Origin of the sequence: Pseudomonas sp. OV226 (assembly GCF_003148705.1) — a bacterium.
Taxonomy (GTDB): Bacteria; Pseudomonadota; Gammaproteobacteria; order Pseudomonadales; family Pseudomonadaceae; genus Aquipseudomonas.
Map to the genome: position 1 here is coordinate 68,702 of NZ_QGGS01000007.1, position 18,407 is coordinate 87,108.

19 protein-coding genes are annotated in these 18,407 nt (G+C 61.1%); 5 read left to right on the forward strand and 14 right to left on the reverse strand.

What is annotated here, in order from left to right; translation table 11 throughout:
• Window positions 1–78 precede the first annotated feature (78 nt).
• Complete coding sequence (locus tag C7534_RS14255) at window positions 79–948, forward strand: aldose 1-epimerase (RefSeq protein WP_109786138.1); 870 nt, start codon at window positions 79–81, stop codon at window positions 946–948.
• 8 nt (window positions 949–956) lie between these two features.
• Here C7534_RS14255 and C7534_RS14260 read toward each other — a convergent pair whose 3' ends face one another.
• The 14 genes from C7534_RS14260 to C7534_RS32815 all read right to left on the reverse strand — a co-directional run bounded on the left by C7534_RS14260 (window position 957) and on the right by C7534_RS32815 (window position 14,537).
• Entirely contained in the window at window positions 957–2,684 is a 1,728-nt protein-coding gene (locus tag C7534_RS14260; RefSeq protein WP_109786139.1) for a PAS domain-containing hybrid sensor histidine kinase/response regulator, read from the reverse strand.
• Window positions 2,668–3,831 carry an alcohol dehydrogenase-like regulatory protein ErcA gene (ercA, locus tag C7534_RS14265; RefSeq protein ID WP_109786140.1) on the reverse strand — a complete coding sequence of 388 codons (1,164 nt, stop codon included), beginning with the start codon at window positions 3,829–3,831 and terminating at the stop codon, window positions 2,668–2,670. Before ercA ends, C7534_RS14260 begins: the two co-directional genes overlap by 17 nt.
• A gap of 214 nt (window positions 3,832–4,045) precedes the next feature.
• A complete protein-coding gene (pqqE, locus tag C7534_RS14275) occupies window positions 4,046–5,188 on the reverse strand; it encodes a pyrroloquinoline quinone biosynthesis protein PqqE (RefSeq protein WP_109786141.1) in 1,143 nt (380 codons plus the stop codon).
• Entirely contained in the window at window positions 5,166–5,438 is a 273-nt protein-coding gene (gene pqqD / locus C7534_RS14280) for a pyrroloquinoline quinone biosynthesis peptide chaperone PqqD (RefSeq protein WP_109786142.1), read from the reverse strand. The genes pqqE and pqqD overlap by 23 nt, the downstream gene beginning before the upstream one ends.
• Window positions 5,435–6,187 (reverse strand): pyrroloquinoline-quinone synthase PqqC, encoded by a 753-nt coding sequence (gene pqqC / locus C7534_RS14285; protein ID WP_046031421.1) that lies wholly within the window; start codon window positions 6,185–6,187, stop codon window positions 5,435–5,437. Before pqqC ends, pqqD begins: the two co-directional genes overlap by 4 nt.
• A 145-nt stretch (window positions 6,188–6,332) precedes the next feature.
• Window positions 6,333–7,247, reverse strand: coding sequence for a pyrroloquinoline quinone biosynthesis protein PqqB (gene pqqB / locus C7534_RS14290; RefSeq protein ID WP_046031422.1), 915 nt, complete (start codon window positions 7,245–7,247; stop codon window positions 6,333–6,335).
• 55 nt (window positions 7,248–7,302) lie between these two features.
• Entirely contained in the window at window positions 7,303–7,374 is a 72-nt protein-coding gene (gene pqqA / locus C7534_RS14295) for a pyrroloquinoline quinone precursor peptide PqqA (RefSeq protein ID WP_003253598.1), read from the reverse strand.
• A 256-nt stretch (window positions 7,375–7,630) separates the two neighbouring features.
• Complete coding sequence (exaC, locus tag C7534_RS14305) at window positions 7,631–9,151, reverse strand: acetaldehyde dehydrogenase ExaC (protein WP_046031423.1); 1,521 nt, start codon at window positions 9,149–9,151, stop codon at window positions 7,631–7,633.
• A gap of 129 nt (window positions 9,152–9,280) precedes the next feature.
• Window positions 9,281–11,056 carry a PQQ-dependent methanol/ethanol family dehydrogenase gene (locus tag C7534_RS14310; protein WP_046031424.1) on the reverse strand — a complete coding sequence of 592 codons (1,776 nt, stop codon included), beginning with the start codon at window positions 11,054–11,056 and terminating at the stop codon, window positions 9,281–9,283.
• Between the two features lie 142 nt (window positions 11,057–11,198).
• On the reverse strand, window positions 11,199–12,137 hold the full coding sequence (locus C7534_RS14315) for a quinoprotein relay system zinc metallohydrolase 1 (RefSeq protein WP_109786144.1): 939 nt from the start codon (window positions 12,135–12,137) through the stop codon (window positions 11,199–11,201).
• A 16-nt stretch (window positions 12,138–12,153) separates the two neighbouring features.
• On the reverse strand, window positions 12,154–12,915 hold the full coding sequence (locus C7534_RS14320; protein WP_109786145.1) for a quinoprotein dehydrogenase-associated SoxYZ-like carrier: 762 nt from the start codon (window positions 12,913–12,915) through the stop codon (window positions 12,154–12,156).
• Between the two features lie 9 nt (window positions 12,916–12,924).
• Entirely contained in the window at window positions 12,925–13,800 is an 876-nt protein-coding gene (locus C7534_RS14325) for a substrate-binding periplasmic protein (RefSeq protein WP_046031427.1), read from the reverse strand.
• A gap of 4 nt (window positions 13,801–13,804) precedes the next feature.
• Window positions 13,805–14,266 carry a cytochrome c-550 PedF gene (gene pedF, locus C7534_RS14330; protein ID WP_109786146.1) on the reverse strand — a complete coding sequence of 154 codons (462 nt, stop codon included), beginning with the start codon at window positions 14,264–14,266 and terminating at the stop codon, window positions 13,805–13,807.
• 148 nt (window positions 14,267–14,414) lie between these two features.
• On the reverse strand, window positions 14,415–14,537 hold the full coding sequence (locus C7534_RS32815) for a hypothetical protein (RefSeq protein WP_256594772.1): 123 nt from the start codon (window positions 14,535–14,537) through the stop codon (window positions 14,415–14,417).
• Window positions 14,538–14,694: 157 nt separating this feature from the next.
• On the opposite strand from C7534_RS32815, the gene C7534_RS14335 reads away from it, so the two are divergent.
• From C7534_RS14335 to C7534_RS14350, 4 genes are read left to right on the forward strand one after another with little or no spacing between them, the layout of a single operon-like run.
• Complete coding sequence (locus C7534_RS14335; protein ID WP_046031429.1) at window positions 14,695–15,879, forward strand: ABC transporter substrate-binding protein; 1,185 nt, start codon at window positions 14,695–14,697, stop codon at window positions 15,877–15,879.
• Window positions 15,880–15,909: 30 nt separating this feature from the next.
• Complete coding sequence (locus C7534_RS14340) at window positions 15,910–16,869, forward strand: YVTN family beta-propeller repeat protein (RefSeq protein ID WP_109786147.1); 960 nt, start codon at window positions 15,910–15,912, stop codon at window positions 16,867–16,869.
• Complete coding sequence (locus tag C7534_RS14345) at window positions 16,866–17,606, forward strand: ABC transporter ATP-binding protein (RefSeq protein ID WP_109786148.1); 741 nt, start codon at window positions 16,866–16,868, stop codon at window positions 17,604–17,606. The genes C7534_RS14340 and C7534_RS14345 overlap by 4 nt, the downstream gene beginning before the upstream one ends.
• Window positions 17,603–18,394, forward strand: a complete 792-nt coding sequence (locus tag C7534_RS14350) for an ABC transporter permease (protein ID WP_109786149.1) — start codon at window positions 17,603–17,605, stop codon at window positions 18,392–18,394. Before C7534_RS14345 ends, C7534_RS14350 begins: the two co-directional genes overlap by 4 nt.
• The last annotated feature ends 13 nt before the right edge of the window (window positions 18,395–18,407 follow it).

Here is an 18,407-nt window from a genome sequence, read left to right on the forward strand (position 1 = left end):
TTACGACTGCTGCGCAGCCGAACGCAGGCTTCGCCAGCTGCTACAAGGTTAGTGTTCTCATATTTGGAACCCATTTAGATGACGCCAAAGATTCTAGAGCTCGAAGACGAATTCACCCGCCTCACCCTCGCCCCCGAGCACGGCGGCAGCATCGTCAACTGGACGGTTCACAGCACGGGGCAACCGCTGTTGCGTCACAACGATGCCCAAGCGCTGAACACCGGTTTGCCGGGCAAACTCGGCTGCTATCCCCTGGTGCCATGGTCCAACCGAATCGCCGAAGGCGGCTTCGACTGCCCCGATGGCTGGCTGGCCCTGACGCCCAACAGCCTCACCGATCCGCTGCCCATTCACGGCAGTGCCTGGCAACAACCGTGGCAGGTGGTGTCGCACGCCGTCGACGAAGTCATCCTGCAACTCGACAGCACCACGCCGTTCGCCTATCGCGCCCGCCAACGCTTCCATCTGAGCAAGGGTCGATTAAGCGTCGAATTGCAGGTCACTCATTTGGCCGACCGCGCTGCCTGGCATGGGCTCGGTCTGCACCCCTACTTTCCACGCACCGCCAACACGCAGCTACAGGCCAAGGCCGAGCAAGTCTGGTTGTGCGATAGCTCGAAACTGCCGACCGAGTTGATTGAGCTGCCCGCCGCCTGGGACTTTCAGCAACCGGGCGCATTACCCGCGACGCTGGTCGACAACGGTTTCTGTCACTGGGACGGCCATTGCCTGATCCAGCAACCCGACCTCGGTTATGCGCTTGAATGCCAGGCCACCGGCAGCGACTACTACCTGCTGTACTGCCCGGTCGACCTGGGGTTTTTCTGCATCGAACCGGTGAGCCACCCAGTCAACGCACATCACCTGCCGGGTCGGCCAGGTTTGCGCTTGCTGGAGCAAGGCCAGTCGGCTGAGCTCGGGTTCAGCCTGCAGTATCGTGCGCTCTGATAACGCCACTATCCGAGCATTTGACTCAGCGCCGCGCGCAGCTTGCCGGGTTTCACCGGTTTGTTCAGCAGCGGTGCGCCGAGTCTCTGCAATGAGCGTCGACACTGGTCCGTACGGTCCGCCGTGATGATCACCGCCGGAATAGCCTGGCCGAAATGCTCGCGCAAATGCCTGACCACATCGCACCCGACAATGCCGTGATCGAGGTGATAGTCCGCCAGAATCAGCTCCGGTGGTTGCCCGCGCAGGGCCGCCAGCGCGGAGGATTCGTCGGTGGCCGTGACCACCTCGCACCCCCACTGCCCAAGCAGCGCGCTCATGCTCTCGAGAATGCTCACTTCGTTGTCCAGCACCAGCAAACGTCGGCCAGGCAAGGGATTGCCCGTGCTCAACTGAGGTGTGGCCTGACTGATCGGTAGCGGCACCTCATGGGCAATCGGGACGTCGATGCTGAACAGCGAACCACGCCCTGGCAACGATTTAACCCGAACCTGATAACCCAGAATATTGGCGATGCGTTCAACGATGGCCAGTCCTAACCCCACGCCTTTGCGGTCGGCAGCACGTCCGACGTCGAGTTGGTTGAACTCCAGGAAAATCGAATCCAGTCGGTCCGCAGCGATGCCGCGCCCGGTGTCCCAGACTTCCAGGCGCAGCATGGCTCCCCGTCGGCGGGCCGCAAGCAGAACGCTACCCTCATCGGTGTAGCGGCAGGCGTTACTGAGAAAATTACGCAGGATGCGGGTCATCAGGCGCAAATCGGTGCTGATGGCGTAATCGCCCACATGCACCCGCAGATTCAGACCGGCCGCTTCGGCGACCGACTGAAACTCGGAAACCAGCGGCCCGAGCAATTCGTCCAGACGATACAGACCGATGTCTGGTTTGACCGCCGCTTGATCGAGTCGGGAAATATCCAGCAAATCAGTGAGCAGATCTTCCGCGCCTTCCAGCGCCTGATGGGTGCGCTCGACCAGTACCTGCTCGACGTCGGGCAGTTTGCGTTCACGCAACGTCGATATCAGCAAGCGCGCGGCGTTAAGTGGTTGCAGCAGGTCGTGACTGGCGGCAGCGAGGTATTTGTCCTTGCTGCGGTTGGCCGCCTCGGCGGCGTCGCGGGCATCGCGCAGGGCGCGGGCAATCTGTTTACGCTGAGTAATCTGCTGTTGCAGGTTGCGGTTGGCTTCCAACAATTCATCGGTGCGCGCGGTGACGCGTTGCTCCAGTTCGTCGTTGAGTTGCTGCAGGCGTTGCTGCGCCAGTTTTCGCTCGGTGATATCGGCGACGAAGCCTTCCACCAGTCCCTCCTGACCGGGCTTGAGCAGCAGGTTCATCAACACATCGAGGTGGCTGCCGTCCTTGCGGCGCAGACGGGTCTCATAGCCATGGAGGCTGCACTGGTGCCTGAGGATTTCGCCGATGTTTTCCAACTCCTGCGCGCCGTCGACGAACAGGTTACTGGCCAGGTCGGTCAGGGAGAACAGCACCTCCTGCGGGTCCTGATAACCAAGCATATGCGCCAGCGCGGGGTTGGCGGCCCGCATGCCTTCTTGCAGGCTGGCCTGAAAAATTCCCTGCACCGCGTTTTCGAACAGCCATTTGTAGCGATTGCGCTCGGCTTCCAGTTCGTCGAGCCGCGCGGCCAATTCCGGGTAATGACTCTTGCGCGCCGAATGGCTGCCTAACCCGAGTAGCCCCGCCAGAGCCCGTTGCTGCTCGTCAGAGGGCTTCGCCATAGACGACCTCGACATCACGCTGACTGGATTCACGCGGGTTGGTCAGGATGCACGGATCGTGCATGGCATGCTGCGACAGGAACGGAATGTCCGAGGTCCTGACGCCATGCAAACCGAGGGTTTCGTGAAAGCCGATGGCGTGCTTGAGGGCGATCAGGTGTTCGACCAGACGCCCGCAGATCTGGCGGTGATTCAGGCCTCGGCAGTCGATGCCGAAGGTCTCGGCAATCACCTTGAAGCGGTCCGGTGCCGAGTTGTAATTGAAGGCAACGACATGCTCCACCAGCACCGCATTGCACAAGCCATGGGGCAGATCGAGAAAGCCGCCGAGGCTATGGGACATGGCGTGCACCGCGCCCAGGATGGCGTTGGAAAACGCCAACCCGGCCTGCATGCTGCCCAGCATGATTTTCTCGCGCAGGGCGATGTCGGTCGGGTTGGCGATCATTTGCACCAGGTTGCCATTGATCAGGCGCATAGCCTCCAGCGCGTGGGGGTCGGTCAGCGGCCCGTGGCCAGTGGACACGAAGGCTTCGATGGCATGCACCAACGCGTCGATGCCGGTACAGGCCGACAGGAACGGGTCCATGCTCAGGGTGGTTTCCGGATCGATCAGCGAAACATCCGGCACCACAGCCTTGCTGACGATGGAGAACTTCATGCGCTCCTGCTGGTTGGAAATAATCACGAATTGCGAGACGTCGGCCGAGGTGCCGGCGGTGGTCGGAATCAGGATCAGCGGCGGGCTGGGTACGCGGATGGTGTCCACCCCCTCGAATTCCAGGATGCTGCGGCCATGGGCGACGACGATGCCGATGCCTTTTCCGCAGTCCATCGGGCTGCCGCCACCGACGGCGACGATCACGTCGCAGTGGTTTTCCCGGTACATCTCGGCACCGAGCATCACTTCTTCGACCCGAGGGTTCGGTGAGACATCGCTGTAAAGGCAGTATTCGATACCCAGGGCTTGCAGGCTGGCTTCGACATCCGCGACCCAGCCGGCGGCAATCACACCGGGATCACTGACCACCAGCACCTTGCGCGCGCCAAAAGTCTTGGCGTAATTACCGACACTGTGCCGGCTACCGGCACCGAAGATGATTTCAGGCGAAACGAATTTACGCAGCTGGTTGAGACTCTGGCTCATTGGAAAGCCTGTTTTTATTGTTTTGGAAGGTAGAAACCACACTAAACCATCCAGCTGCGAATGCAATCAGACCAATGGGTAGCCCTACCTGCGGTGTACTCCCCCTGTGGGAGCGGGCTTGCCCGCGATAGCTGCCTGACAGTCGACATCGATGTTGAATGTGCCACCCTCATCGCGGGCAAGCCCGCTCCCACAGGGGATTTGTGTCGCCAGACTAGCCGCGATAGATCAACTGTGAAGCCTTCTCGTTGCGCATCGTCAGGTGCTCCACCCCCAACCCCGGCGCCTCGGCCTCTTCGCGAGCCTTGAGGATCACACCGTGGTGCGCGGACTTGCTGCACACCGGGTCGGCATTGCTGGCATCGCCGGTCAGCATGAAGGCCTGGCAGCGGCAGCCGCCCAGGTCCTTGTGTTTTTCGTCGCAGGAGCGGCACGGCTCCTTCATCCAGTCATCGCCGCGAAAACGATTGAAGCCGAACGAGTCATTCCAGATGTGCGAGAGGCTGTGTTCACGCACGTTGGGAAACTGCACAGGCAACTGCCGGGCGCTGTGGCAAGGCAAGGCAGTACCGTCGGGGGTGATGTCGAGAAACAGATTGGCCCAGCCGTTCATGCAGGTTTTGGGACGCTCTTCGTAGTAGTCCGGGGTGACGAAGATCAACTTGCACGGGTGGCCCTGGGCTTCCAGACGTTGGCGATATTCGTTGGTGACGCGCTCGGCACGCTGCAATTGCTCGCGGGTGGGCAACAGGCCGACGCGATTGAGTTCAGCCCAGCCGTAGAACTGGCAGGTGGCCAATTCGACGAAGTCCGCTTCCAGTTCCAGGCACAATTCGATGATCTGCGCGATCCGGTCAATGTTGTGCCGATGGGTGACGAAGTTCAGGACCATCGGGTAGCCCTGGGCTTTCACCGCCCTGGCCATGGCGAGTTTCTGGGCGAAGGCCTTGCGCGAACCGGCGAGCATGTTATTGACCGCTTCGTCAGCGGCCTGGAAGCTGATTTGGATATGGTCCAGCCCGGCCACCTTGAAGTCGCGCACTTTCTGCTCGGTCAGGCCGATGCCCGAGGTGATCAGGTTGGTGTAGTAACCCATGTCCCGGGCAGCCTTGATCAGCTCGGCGAGGTCCTGACGTACCAGCGGCTCGCCACCGGAAAAGCCCAATTGAGCGGCGCCCATGTCCCGCGCTTCGCGGAATACGCGAATCCATTCTTCCGTGCTCAGTTCCTCGCCATGCCGGGCAAAATCCAATGGATTGGAGCAATAGGGGCATTGCAGCGGACAACGGTAGGTCAGCTCGGCGAGCAGCCACAACGGCGGTCCCGGCGGGGTCTCACTCGATCCAGAATTGCGCATGGGCCACCTCCAGAAACGCCAGCACATCCTCGTCAATTCCCGGCACACCGGGAAAATTCGCGGCCAGTAGATCGATGATCGTTGCGACACTGCGCTGACCGTTCACCAGACCGAGGATCTGACCGGCACTGCCATTGAGTTTGATCATGCCTTCGGGGTACAGCAGCACATGGCAATCCTGGCGAGGCTCCCATTGCAGGCGAAAACCACGACGCAAGGCCGGTGACTGTTGGCGGTTGATCAGGCTCACAGGGCAATCCCCCGGTGCCAGACGTTCTCGGCAGTGACCGTGTGATACGGCGGGCGTTCCAACTCGTAGGCCATGCTCATGGCATCAAGCATGCTCCACAGCACGTCGAGTTTGAATTGCAGAATCTGCAGCATGCGTTGCTGCCCCTCGGCGGTCACGTAGTGCGCCAGGGTGATGCGCAAACCGTGCTCGACATCGCGTCTGGCCTGACTCAGGCGCGTGCGGAAATAGTCGTAGCCGGCGGCTTCGATCCACGGGTAATGGGTCGGCCAGGCGTCGAGTCGCGACTGATGGATCTGTGGGGCAAAGAGTTCGGTCAGCGAACTGCTGGCCGCTTCCTGCCAGCAGGCGCGACGGGCGAAATTGACGTAGGCATCCACCGCAAAGCGCACCCCGGGCAGCACCAATTCCTGGGACAGAATCTGCTCACGATCCAGCCCCACCGCTTCACCCAGGCGCAGCCAGGCTTCGATACCGCCCTCGCTGCCGGGGACGCCGTCGTGGTCGAGAATCCGTTGCAGCCATTCCCGGCGCACGTCACGGTCCGGGCAGTTGGCCAGAATCGCGGCGTCCTTCAGCGGAATGTTGATCTGGTAGTAGAAACGATTGGCCACCCAGCCCTGGATCTGCTCGCGGCTGGCACGCCCGGCATACATGGCTTGATGGAAGGGATGGTGAATATGGTAGTAGGCGCCTTTGGCACGCAAGGCGGCTTCGAATTCGCTGGGGGTCATTGCGTTGTCAGTCATTGCGGTTCTCCGGGAAGTTCTGCGGCGTCTGGTTCGGCCTCATCGCGAGCAAGCTCGGCTCCCACAGGTGTTCGGTGTGAACACACATTTCATGTACAGCAGAAATCCATTGTGGGAGCGGGCTTGCCCGCGAAGGCGTCCTTCGCTACAGCTCAATACTCATGCCGTCATAAGCCACTTCGATCCCGCGTCGCTCCAGCAAGGCGCGCTCGGCCGAGTCTTCATCAAGGATCGGGTTGGTGTTGTTAATGTGGATCAGCACCTTGCGCTGGCGGGTAAAACCTTCCAGCACTTCCAGCATGCCGCCGGGGCCACTTTGAGACAGATGCCCCATTTCGCTGCCCAGGCTCTGGCCGACTTCGCAGATGCGCATTTCGTCATCACGCCACAGGGTGCCGTCCAGCAGCAGACAATCGGCACGTTGCATCCAGCCCAACACTTCATCGTCGACTTGCCCAAGGCCCGGCGCATAGAACAGCGAGGCACCGCTGCGCAGGTCTTCAATGAACAAGCCAATGGTGTCGCCCGGTTGCGGATTGCCGCGATTGGGCGAGTACGGCGGTGCATTGCTGACCAAGGGAATCGCCCGCCATTGCAGGTGCTCGCAGGCCGGCAGACTGAACGGCTGGCGATCCAGACCAATCGGCTGCCACTGCAACCCGCCATTCCAGTGCCGCAGCATGTTGAACAACGGGAAGCCGCTGCTCAGGTCCTGATGCACCCGCTCGGTGCACCAAACGGCATGCGGACAGCCTTCGCGCAGGCTCAGCAGGCCGGTGCAGTGATCGATCTGGCTGTCCAGCAGCACGACGCCCGCGATGGCGCTATCGCGCAACTGACGGGCCGGTTGCAACAGCGGGAAACTCTCGAGTTGCGCACGAATGTCCGGCGATGCGTTGCACAGCACCCAGTCCACCCCGTTGTCGCTCAGGGCAATCGACGACTGCGTACGACGCTGTGCTCGCAGGCTGCCATTGCGCACACCGGCGCACTGGCGGCAGTTGCAGTTCCACTGTGGAAACCCACCACCAGCGGCGGAACCGAGAACGCGAATGTGCATGGTGGAGGCTCCTGAAGGCAGGCCCGACCAACGCGACGGCTGGCCGGGTGATCAATCAACGGTTGGCGAAATACATCGTCACTTCGAAGCCAATACGCAGATCGGTAAACGCGGGTTTAGTCCACATGGGTCAATCCTCTTCTTGTGCCGGGCGATTCCGGTAGAGCCATTAATGCACGGGGCGTTGAGTGCCCGAATGCTACTTTCGAAGGAGTTTTGGGGGTGATTTGGTAGGGGGTGTTGCACATGGATCGGGATACAGAAAACCAATGTGGGAGCGGGCTTGCCCGCGATGGCGGCCTGACGTTCAACATCAATGTTGAATGTGCTGGCCTCATCGCGGGCAAGCCCGCTCCCACAGGTTTTTCAGTGTTCTTGCGGAATCAGAAGAACCCCAACGGATTGATGTCGTAACTCACCAGCAGGTTTTTGGTCTGCTGGTAGTGATCGAGCATCATCTTGTGGTTTTCCCGACCGACGCCGGACTTCTTGTAGCCCCCGAACGCGGCGTGCGCCGGGTACAGGTGATAGCAGTTGGTCCAGACGCGCCCGGCCTTGATCGCCCGGCCCATGCGGTAGGCGCGGTTGATGTCGCGGGTCCAGAGGCCGGCACCGAGGCCGAACTCGCTGTCATTGGCAATCGCCAGGGCTTCGGCTTCGTCCTTGAAGGTGGTGATACCCACCACCGGGCCGAAGATTTCTTCCTGGAACACGCGCATTTTGTTGTGGCCCTTGAGCAGGGTCGGCTGGATGTAATAGCCGCTGGACAGGTCACCTTCAAGGCGCTCGGCGGCACCACCGGTGAGGAGCTCGGCGCCCTCCTCTTGAGCAATTTTCAGGTACGAGAGAATCTTGTCGTATTGCTGCTCCGACGCCTGGGCGCCGACCATGGTGTCGGTGTCCAGCGGGTTGCCGCGCTTGATCTTGACGATCTTTTTCATCACCTCGGCCATGAACGGCTCGTAGATCGATTCCTGCACCAGCGCTCGCGATGGGCAGGTGCACACTTCGCCCTGGTTGAAGAACGCCAGCACCAGACCTTCGGCCGCTTTTTCAATGAACTGTGGCTCGGCGTTCATGATGTCTTCAAAGAAAATGTTCGGCGACTTGCCGCCCAGCTCGACAGTGCTCGGGATGATGTTCTCGGCGGCGCAATGCATGATGTGCGCGCCCACCGGGGTGGAGCCGGTGAAGGCGATCTTGGCGATGCGCTTGCTGGTGGCGAGTGCTTCGCCGGCCTCGCGACCGAAGCCTTGAACGATGTTCAACACCCCTGCCGGCAGCAGGTCGGCGATGAGCTCGGCGAAGACCATGATCGACAGCGGCGTTTGCTCGGCAGGCTTGAGCACGATGCAGTTGCCGGCGGCCAGGGCCGGGGCGAGTTTCCAGGCCGCCATCAGCAGCGGGAAATTCCACGGAATGATTTGCCCGACCACACCCAGCGGCTCGTGGAAGTGATAGGCGGTGGTCAGTTCGTTGATCTCGGCAGCCCCGCCTTCCTGGGCCCGAATGCAGCCAGCGAAGTAACGGAAGTGGTCGGCGGCCAGCGGCACGTCGGCGTTCAGGGTTTCGCGCACGGCCTTGCCGTTGTCCCAGGTTTCGGTGACGGCAAGGATTTCCAGGTTTTGTTCGATGCGATCGGCAATTTTCAGCAGCACCCGTGAGCGGTCCTGAGCCGAGGTCTTGCCCCAGGCATCAGCCGCGGCATGGGCGGCGTCGAGCGCCTTGTCGATGTCAGCGGCGCTGGAGCGCGGGAACTCGGCAATCACCTCACCGGTGACGGGCGAGGTGTTGGTGAAATACTCGCCATTGATCGGCGCGACAAACTCGCCACCGATAAAGTTGCCGTAGCGTGGTTTGAAGGTAATGACGGCGCCTGGGGTTCCGGGTTGTGCGTAGATCATGGTGGGCCTCTGTCTGGGTCGATGCCTGTCGTACCAACAGGCGATGAACCGATACTAGAGAGCCCCGCGTACCAGACGAATGCGCCGTTGGCAGGGGGACTCTCGTTATTTGGTAGTAGGTGACGTCGATCAGTGCTTGGCGACGAGGTCTTTTGGCAGCTTGAAGGTCCAGAGCATGCCGCCCTGGTTAAAGTCCTTCACCCGCTTGGCCACTTCCCCGCCCCACAACGGCACGGCGCCGCCCCAGCCGGAGAGGACCGACACGTATTGTTCGCCGTCCATTTCCCAGGTCACGGGTGAGCCGAGTACGCCGGAGCCCGTCTGGAACTCCCAGACTTTCTCGCCCGTCTTGGCATTGAACGCCTGCAGGAAACCTTCCGGCGTGCCGGTGAACACCAGGTTGCCCTTGGTGGTCAGCACCCCGCCCCACAGCGGCGCGTAGTTCTTGTGGCGCCAGACTTCCTTGCCGGTTTTCGGGTCAATGGCGCGCAGCACGCCGATGTAGTCTTCGTTCAATGGCTTGATGGTGAAGCCGGCACCGAGGAATGCCGCGCCTTTTTTGTAGGCGATGCCTTCGTTCCAGATGTCCATGCCCCACTCGTTGGACGGCACGTAAAACAGCCCGGTGTCCCTGTTGTAAGCCATCGGCATCCAGTTTTTCGCGCCGAGGAACGCTGGCGCTACGAAGACCGAACTGCCCTTGGCCTCAGAACCCGGGGCACCCGGACGGCTGGCTTCGTTGTAGATGGGCCGGCCGTTTTTATCGAGCCCGGTGGCCCAGGTGATTTTGTCCACGAACGGGAAGCCGCGGATGAATTTGCCGTTGGTGCGATCCAGTACATAGAAGAAACCGTTGCGGTCAGCGGTGGCCGCCGCTTTGATTTCTTTGCCACCCTCGGTGTAGTTGAACGACACCAGTTCGTTCACGCCGTCGTAGTCCCAACCATCATGGGGCGTGCTCTGGAAGTGCCATTTGATGGTGCCGTCGTCTGGATTTAGCGCCAGTCGCGACGACGAATAGAGGTTGTCGCCAGGGCGCAGGTGCGAGTTCCATGGCGCGGGGTTGCCAGTGCCGAACAGCAGCAAATTGGTTTCCGGGTCGTAGTAGCCACCCAGCCAAGGGGCGGCGCCACCGGTTTTCCAGAGGTCGCCCGGCCAGGTCTTGCCCGCCTCGCCGCCAGAGATGCCGTTTTCCACGGCTTTGCCGTCCTTGTAGACATAACCCATGTGGCCTTCGACGGTGGGACGGGTCCACAGCAGATCACCGTTTTTCGGGTCATAGGCTTCAATCTTGCCGACCACGCCGAACTCGCCACCAGCCACGCCGGTAATCAGTTTGCCGTTGATCACCAGCGGCGCGGCACTGATCGAATAGCCTTCCTTGTGGTCAGCGACTTTCTTGCTCCAGACCACCTTGCCGGTGTCCTTGTTCAGCGCCACGAGCTTGGCGTCGAGGGTGCCGAAAATCACCAGGTCGCCATACAACGCAACACCCCGGTTGATGACGTCGCAGCACGGGCGGATGTCATCCGGCAGACGTGCATCGTATTGCCAAAGCTTTTTGCCCGTGCGTGCATCCACGGCGAACACCCGGGAGTACGAGCCGGTCATGTACATCACGCCGTCCTTGACCATCGGCTGCGCTTGCTGGCCACGCTGTTTTTCACCACCGAAGGAAAACGCCCAGGCCGGCCGCAATTCCTTCACGTTATCGACGTTGAGAATGTCCAGCGGGCTGTAGCGCTGCCCCTGGACACCCAGGCCGTTGGTGACGACTTGCTCCGGGTTTTTCGGGTCCTGGAGAATGTCCTGGTCGGAGACGGCGGCCAATGCCTGGCCGGACAACAGCATGGCACTGAGCAGCAGGCTCAAGACGAAGGGCTGGCGACGTACGGGTTGAGTCATGACGGCTACCTCTGCGGTTTTTGTTATTAGCGGGAAAGTTTCCCGGTGTAGTGCAGATTCTTGGGCGCCACTGCCGCGACAACAATTACCCGCAATAAGGAGATTCCTAATCCCTTAGTAGCGGGTCGAATTCGTACAGGCCTTACCGGCTTGCGCCGGAATCGACCCGGGTCATCTGCCCACGCTCGTAACGCGGGTACAAATGACTAACGCTGCGGATCAATTCATAACGGCTCAGATTGATCCCGGCAAAACGTTCAGGGATGGGGCTGCGGATGATCTCGGCCATGTCGCTGCCGTTAGCCGCGCCGTCGCGCAGCAGTTGATCGAGCCAGGTGAGGTAGTCACGCATTTGCTCAAAGGGGCCTGAGTCGCTGGCCACCGGGCCGTGGCCGGGCACGATCAGTGTCCATGGCAAGTCCTGCAGCGTGGCGATGTCCGCCAGCCACACCGACAACCCGGGGCTGTTGGGGGTGGTCAGGGCCCGTTGATAAAACACCAGGTCCCCGGCAAACAGCACGCCGGTTTGCTGGTCGAGAATAGCCAGATCCGCCCCTGAGTGCCCACCCAGGCTCAGCAAGCGCAAATCGTGATTCCCAAAACTGTAGAGACCCGGCGTCAATTCTTGGCGAGGCAACACCACTTCGGTGCCGCGCATCCAGTCCCCCACCATTCGATACAGGTTCTCGGCCATCGCATCACCTTGTTGATGCAACAACTCGGTGGTGCCGGCCAAGGCACCGATCGGCACGTCGGTGAAGGCCTGATTGCCCAGCACATGGTCCGGGTGATGGTGAGTCAATAACACCTGGATCACCGGCTTATCGGTGGTGGCGGCAATCGCCTTGCGCATCGCTTCGCCATAACGTTTCGACGGCCCGGTGTCGATGACCACCACGCCGCGCTCGGTGACGATGAAGGCGGTGTTGACGATGTTGCCGCCGTTATCCTTGGCAAAATTATCGGTGCTGCCCTCCAGCAACCAGGTGTCCTGGGCGATCTGTCGGGGCTTGAGTGAATATTCAAGGTCGGCCAATGCCGACAGACTGACGCTAAACACAATCAGCAGTATCCAGCGCATGAAACGCTCCTTTGGGTCAGGGAATGGCCGCATCAAATTCGTTGCCGCTGGTGTCCCGCACGAACAGGCGTGTCTGCCCTGCCCCTTCGATGTCGAAGGTCAGGTTGGGGTTTTCACTGACGGCGGGAAACAACTCAAGCCGGGCCAACACCTGACCGTCCTGGTCCTTCAATTCGGCATGGTTGATGAAAAATTCCGGGATACCGCTGACCATGCCGTTGTCCATCGGATGCGCCACCTGCACACGTAATCGGCTGAACTCACTGCGTGGATAGCGGCCACCCAGCACTTCGCCGATGTGGTCCTCCCAGCCTGGCTGGGTGCGCACGACGCTCGGCGCGGTGCAGCCACCGCCCGCCGCGTCGATCAGGGTCGAACCGACGTGCCATAGCCCATCACGGGTCAATACCGCCGCGCGCAACGGCGTGGCCTGTTCGATGCGAATCCGCACCGACAGCCACGGCAGCACACGGTCCAGCGGCTGGAAGTCGACAATTTTCGGCAGCGGGTTGAGCTCGGCCCAGGCGAGGATTTTCACCACCTCGCCCTTGAACGAGCGGGCATCGATTTCCAGCGGCACTTGCCGGGCATCTTCGGCAAACGGCGGCGCCAGCAGCTTCACTCGCTCATCAAAAACAAAGGGGGCATCACCAAGCATCTGCTTGTGATAGAAGCCCCACATCACCGACGGCACCGGGTCCTTGCCCGGATCGATATTCGCGGCCTGAACGATCCAGGGAAACCAGCAGGCCAACAGACATGTCACTCGCCAGCTCATCAACTGCTCCTATTGATACATCTCGGGCACGTCATACCGCAGGCCGTAATGGCTGTAGATCGTTTTCACCGAGCCGTCGCGGATGAGGCCTTCCAGTGCCTCTTCCACGGCATAGGCCAATTGCCGATTGCTTTCGTGCACCGCCATGCCGATTTCCCAAAGCTGTTTGCCCATGTTCGGATAGGCGTTCTCCGCCAGTGCCACTTGCGGGTCGGCCGCTTCATGCACCTGCCAGTCAATTTCGCCACGCATGGCCATCACCGCGTCGACCTCTCCGGCCTTCATGGCCGCAAATGCCTGGGGTACGCCTGGGTAGTGGTGGGTTTTGCCGGCGAGCATGCCGTTGAACACCGAGGTCAGGTAGAACGACGGCACGCTGTCGACCTCGACGCCAATCGGGTGGTGCTCGAACACTGCAACGCTGGCGACCTTGTCCAGTCGGCGACGATCGTAAGCCACTTGCCATTGTTCGTTCTGGTAGGGGCCGAACATCACCACATGGCCGTTTTCCAGTTCGCCCAATTCGTTGCGCCTTTGCGCGTAGTCACGGTCGTAGGGCACCCGCATCATCAGGTCGGCCAGTTGCTGGTTGTGCAGAGCACTGGCGCGCCATATGTAATCGCGCAGATCGTCGTCGAGCTTTTCACCGGCAGGCGCCCACATCAGCGTCAAGCGCACACCGAGTGCCTTGGCCAACGCCTCGGCGAGTTCTACATCAACGCCTCGGGGCTGGCCGGCTTGCTCAAAACTGTAAGGGGCGAAGTCTTTGTAGACCGCCACTTTCAGTTCCCCGGCGGCGATCATTTCGTCGTAATTGCGAACCTGCGCCTGCACCGCCTGGCAGCACAGCCACACAGCGCTGATCAATACCGCGAGCAGACGCATGGGGTTACTCCTCGACGTGAACGCTGTCCAGATAAGTGCGCACCGCCCACAACGCTTCCTGGCTCAAGTAGTCAGCCATTTTCGGCATGTAGACCCGGCCGTCACGCACTGCGCCATGACGGACGCGTTCGACAAACCACTCATCTCCCGACTCAGCGACATCCAGCATGCGCAAGTCAGGGGCAATCCCGCCGGACTTGGCTTCCAGGCCATGGCACGCCGCACAGTTCTGGTTGTAGGCCGACGAGCCGATTTCCAGCGCTTTGTCGTGCTCCGGGGAGGTGCGGTAGGGGTTCACTGCCGCCCAGCCATCGCCATCGACCTGAACACCGGCGTCCTTGATGGGCGTCAGGCCTTTTGTTTCCACGGCTTGAGGCACCACGTTGCCGTGAGCCCATACGGAACCTGCACTGATAACACCGGCCAGCAGCCCGGCGATAAGTAAGGCGTTGCGTTTTGTTGTCATTGTTATGCCCTCTGGATTGCACGCAAAACCTCTTGGCAGAGGCTATGGCACCCATCTTAGAAACGGCTTCGCATTCACCCCATGCTGCTTTGGTGTTCGCCGCCTAGTCCCTTGGTAGTAAGGCGATGGATCGACACCGGGAGCAGCCCTAGCGACCCGGGGTGGTGGGCAACACGGGTAACGGCAGTGGATGCGGGCCGTGAAGCCGGTCGACGCCGATCAGGGTCAAAATCAGCAAAAAAGGCAGGAGCAGCGCTTTGATAATTCGCATGGACGTTCTCCTCCCGGGCGATGACCGTTGCAGCCCATGCTAGAGCCGCGCCGCACGGGGCGAGTTACTACCTTGGTACTGGCCGACCGGTACTTTCTGCATATTTCCCCAGCTCGACGGGCTTCCTATGCTGGCGCTACCTGTAAAGGAGTGCCCTATGCGCCAGCTTGCCCCTTACGCCTTGCTCTACCTGCTGGCGATTGCCTGCGCTGCGGGCGTGGCCACCCACAGCCAGGCGGCAGACGCGCCATTGCAGGTGCGAATCGGCTACCTGGGGTATCGCCCCGATCCGGGGCCACTGTTGTCGAACGTCATTCCCGAGCCGGCTGATGCCGGGCTGCGCGGCGCCGAACTGGCGATCACCGACAGCAACAGCACCGGGCGTTTTCTCAACCATGGTTACAGCCTGCTCAGCGCCAGCGTCGACAACCCGCAAGCCTTGCTTGAAGCGGCCAAAAACCAGCACGCACAGGGCCTGCGTCTGTTTGTGGTGAACGCTCCGGTCGACACCTTGCGCCAACTCAGCGCCGCCCTGCCCGACAGCCTGCTATTCAACGCCGGCAGTCCCGACGACCGCTTGCGCACCACCGATTGCTTGCCGAACGTGCTGCACACCTTGCCGAGTCGGGCGATGCTCGCCGATGCCCTGGCGCAATTTCTGGTGGTGCGCAAATGGCAACGGGCGCTGCTGATTGTCGGCCCGACTCCTGACGATCAAGCCTATGCCGCCGCCCTGCGCCGCGCCGCCAAGCGCTTCGGTCTGCAACTGGTCGCGGAAAAACCCTGGAGCTTCGATAACGATCAACGCCGCAGCGCCCAAGCCGACATGCCGCTCTTCACCCAGACCGCCGAATATGACGTGGTGCTGGTGGCCGATGAACGCGGCGACTTCGGTGAATACGTGCCCTACCAGACCTGGTTCCCGCGCCCGGTCGCCGGCACTCAGGGCCTGACCCCGGTGGGCTGGCACAAGACCGTGGAAACCTACGGCGCTGCGCAGCTGCAAAAGCGTTTTGAAGCCCTGGCCGGACGCTGGATGAACGACCGCGATTTCGCTGCGTGGATCGCCGTGCGCAGCATCGCCAGCGCCGTGAGCAAACTGGGGCAGACCGAGCCGATGGCGATCCGGACGCTTGAAATCAGCGATCAACTGCCGCTGGACGGTTTCAAAGGACGCAAGCTCAGTTATCGCCCATGGAACGGCCAATTGCGCCAGCCGATCCCCATCGTCCAGCCCCGGGCACTGGTCAGTACCTCACCGCAGGACGGATTTCTGCACCCCTTCAACGAAATGGACAGCCTGGGCTACGACAAGCCCGAGGTCAGCTGCCGCTTTCCCTGACTCGATAATTACAACAACAAGGAATCCGCCATGCGCCGCACCCTGCTTTCATGCGCCCTGCTGCTCGCCGCCGGCCATGCCGCTGCCAGTACCGCCTGGGTCTCCAACGAAAAGGACAACACCCTGAGCCTGATCGACATGCAGACTCAGCAAGTCACCGACACCTTGCCCGTCGGCCAGCGCCCGCGCGGCCTGCTGCTGTCCCATGACAACAAGCTGCTGTACATCTGCGCCAGCGACTCGGACCGGGTCCAGGTGATGGACGTAGCCACGCGCAAGATCATCAAGGAACTGCCTTCAGGCAAAGACCCCGAACAATTCGCCCTGCACCCCAACAACCGCTGGTTGTACGTCTCCAACGAAGACGATGCGCTGGTCACCGTGATCGACACCGAAACCTCCAAAGTGCTCGGCCAGATCAACGTCGGCGTCGAGCCCGAAGGCATGGCCGTCAGCCCCGACGGCAAGTGGGCGGTGAACACCAGCGAAACCACCAACATGCTGCACTGGATCGACACCAGCACCCAGACCCTCGCCGACAGCACCCTGGTGGACCAGCGACCGCGCTTTGTCGAGTTCAATCAGGACGGTTCACAGCTTTGGGCTTCAGCGGAAATTGGCGGCACGGTGACGATTCTCGATGTGGCCAGCCGCAAGATCCTCAAGACCCTGAACTTCCAGATCAAAGGCGTGCACCCGGACAAGGTCCAGCCGGTGGGGATCAAGCTCAGCGCCGATGGCAAGTACGCTTTCGTCGCACTCGGCCCGGCCAATCATGTGGCGGTCATCGATGCCAAGACATTCGACATCCTCGACTACCTGCTGGTGGGCCGGCGTGTCTGGCAGTTGGCATTCACACCGGACCAAAAACAACTGCTGGCCACCAATGGCGTCAGCGGTGATGTGTCGATCATCGATGTCGACAGCCTGAAGGTGAGCAAATCGGTGAAAGTCGGACGCTACCCGTGGGGCGTGGTGGTGACGCCATGAACGCCCTGGAAGTCAGCGACCTGAGCTTCGCCTACGGCCCCCGGGAAGCCTTGCGCCATTTGAATTTCAGCCTGGAACCGGGGCGTTTCGCCGCTTTACTGGGCCCCAACGGCGCCGGCAAATCGACCCTGATCGCCCTGCTGACCCGGCTCTATGACCTGCAACACGGTGACATCCGGGTCGGTGGGAATTCATTGCGCCAGGCACCTCGCCCGGCACTCAAGCAGTTAGGTGTGGTGTTTCAGCAAAGCACGCTGGACCTGGACCTCAGCGTTGAGCAGAACCTGCGTTATCACGCGGCGTTGCACGGCTTGTCGCGGCGCCAGACCGGCATTCGTGTCGACGCCGAGTTGACCCGTCAAGCCCTGACTGAACGCCGCCACGAACGGGTGCGCGAACTCAATGGCGGTCATCGCCGTCGGGTGGAAATCGCCCGCGCCCTATTGCATGAGCCGCGCCTGTTGCTGCTTGACGAAGCCAGTGCAGGGCTCGATCCCGCCAGTCGCCTGGCGCTCAACCAGCACATTCGCAACCTGTGCCGCGAGCACCACATCAGCGTGCTCTGGGCCACTCATTTACTGGACGAAGTGCAGGCCGGCGACGATTTGCTGATTCTCCATCTGGGCCGGTTGGTGGCCAGCGGACAGGCCAGTGAATTGAGCCTGGAATACGGCGCAGACCTCGGCTCAGTCTTCACCCGCCTGACCACGTTGGCGACCACAGGAGTTGCTCGATGAATGCTTACTGGCAATGTTTTAGCGGCATCGTGTTGCGCGAATGGCTGCGCTTTGTGTTGCAGCGCACGCGATTTCTCAGTGCGCTGGTACGGCCGCTGTTGTGGCTACTCGTGTTCGCCGCCGGTTTCCGGGCGGCCCTGGGCATCGCGATCATCGAGCCCTACGACACCTACATTCCGTACGAGGTCTACATCATCCCTGGCCTTGCCTGCATGATTCTGCTGTTCAACGGCATGCAAGGCTCGCTGTCGATGGTTTACGACCGCGAAATGGGCAGCATGCGCGTGCTGCTGACCAGCCCGCTGCCGCGAACCTTTCTGCTGTGCAGCAAGCTGTTGGCCACTTCACTGATTTCACTGCTGCAGGTCTATGCCTTTTTGGCGATTGCCTGGGTTTACGGCGTGCAGCCACCGGCCATGGGTTTGTTGATTGCCCTGCCCGCGCTGTTGCTGGTGGCGTTGATGCTCAGCGCACTGGGCCTGTTGCTGTCGAACGCCATTCGCCAGTTGGAGAACTTTGCCGGGGTGATGAATTTCGTGATCTTCCCGCTATTTTTCCTCTCATCGGCGCTGTATCCGCTGTGGAAAATGCGTGAGGCCAACGAGTGGTTGTACTGGCTGTGCGCGGTGAACCCGTTCACTCATGCGGTGGAGCTGGTGCGGTTTGCCCTTTATGAACGCTTCAATCCGCTCGCACTGGCGGTGTGTGGGGGGCTGACCGTGATGTTCACGTTACTCGCCGTGCTCACCTTCAACCCGCAGCATGCGGCCTTGCGCAAAGCCGGCTAATGACACAGCGCCG

What these genes read in the sequence shown, in the direction of transcription:
- pqqC (WP_046031421.1), bottom strand. Translation starts at nt 6,187, where the DNA reads ATGACTGACAACGCAATGACCCCCAGCGAATTCGAAGCCGCCTTGCGT.
- C7534_RS14335 (WP_046031429.1), top strand. Translation starts at nt 14,695, where the DNA reads ATGCGCCAGCTTGCCCCTTACGCCTTGCTCTACCTGCTGGCGATTGCC.
- C7534_RS14315 (WP_109786144.1), bottom strand. Translation starts at nt 12,137, where the DNA reads ATGCGCTGGATACTGCTGATTGTGTTTAGCGTCAGTCTGTCGGCATTG.
- pqqB (WP_046031422.1), bottom strand. Translation starts at nt 7,247, where the DNA reads ATGCACATTCGCGTTCTCGGTTCCGCCGCTGGTGGTGGGTTTCCACAG.
- C7534_RS14350 (WP_109786149.1), top strand. Translation starts at nt 17,603, where the DNA reads ATGAATGCTTACTGGCAATGTTTTAGCGGCATCGTGTTGCGCGAATGG.
- C7534_RS14255 (WP_109786138.1), top strand. Translation starts at nt 79, where the DNA reads ATGACGCCAAAGATTCTAGAGCTCGAAGACGAATTCACCCGCCTCACC.
- pedF (WP_109786146.1), bottom strand. Translation starts at nt 14,266, where the DNA reads ATGACAACAAAACGCAACGCCTTACTTATCGCCGGGCTGCTGGCCGGT.
- ercA (WP_109786140.1), bottom strand. Translation starts at nt 3,831, where the DNA reads ATGAGCCAGAGTCTCAACCAGCTGCGTAAATTCGTTTCGCCTGAAATC.
- exaC (WP_046031423.1), bottom strand. Translation starts at nt 9,151, where the DNA reads ATGATCTACGCACAACCCGGAACCCCAGGCGCCGTCATTACCTTCAAA.
- C7534_RS14260 (WP_109786139.1), bottom strand. Translation starts at nt 2,684, where the DNA reads ATGGCGAAGCCCTCTGACGAGCAGCAACGGGCTCTGGCGGGGCTACTC.
- pqqE (WP_109786141.1), bottom strand. Translation starts at nt 5,188, where the DNA reads ATGCGCAATTCTGGATCGAGTGAGACCCCGCCGGGACCGCCGTTGTGG.
- C7534_RS14310 (WP_046031424.1), bottom strand. Translation starts at nt 11,056, where the DNA reads ATGACTCAACCCGTACGTCGCCAGCCCTTCGTCTTGAGCCTGCTGCTC.
- C7534_RS14340 (WP_109786147.1), top strand. Translation starts at nt 15,910, where the DNA reads ATGCGCCGCACCCTGCTTTCATGCGCCCTGCTGCTCGCCGCCGGCCAT.
- C7534_RS14320 (WP_109786145.1), bottom strand. Translation starts at nt 12,915, where the DNA reads ATGAGCTGGCGAGTGACATGTCTGTTGGCCTGCTGGTTTCCCTGGATC.
- C7534_RS32815 (WP_256594772.1), bottom strand. Translation starts at nt 14,537, where the DNA reads ATGCGAATTATCAAAGCGCTGCTCCTGCCTTTTTTGCTGATTTTGACC.
- C7534_RS14325 (WP_046031427.1), bottom strand. Translation starts at nt 13,800, where the DNA reads ATGCGTCTGCTCGCGGTATTGATCAGCGCTGTGTGGCTGTGCTGCCAG.
- C7534_RS14345 (WP_109786148.1), top strand. Translation starts at nt 16,866, where the DNA reads ATGAACGCCCTGGAAGTCAGCGACCTGAGCTTCGCCTACGGCCCCCGG.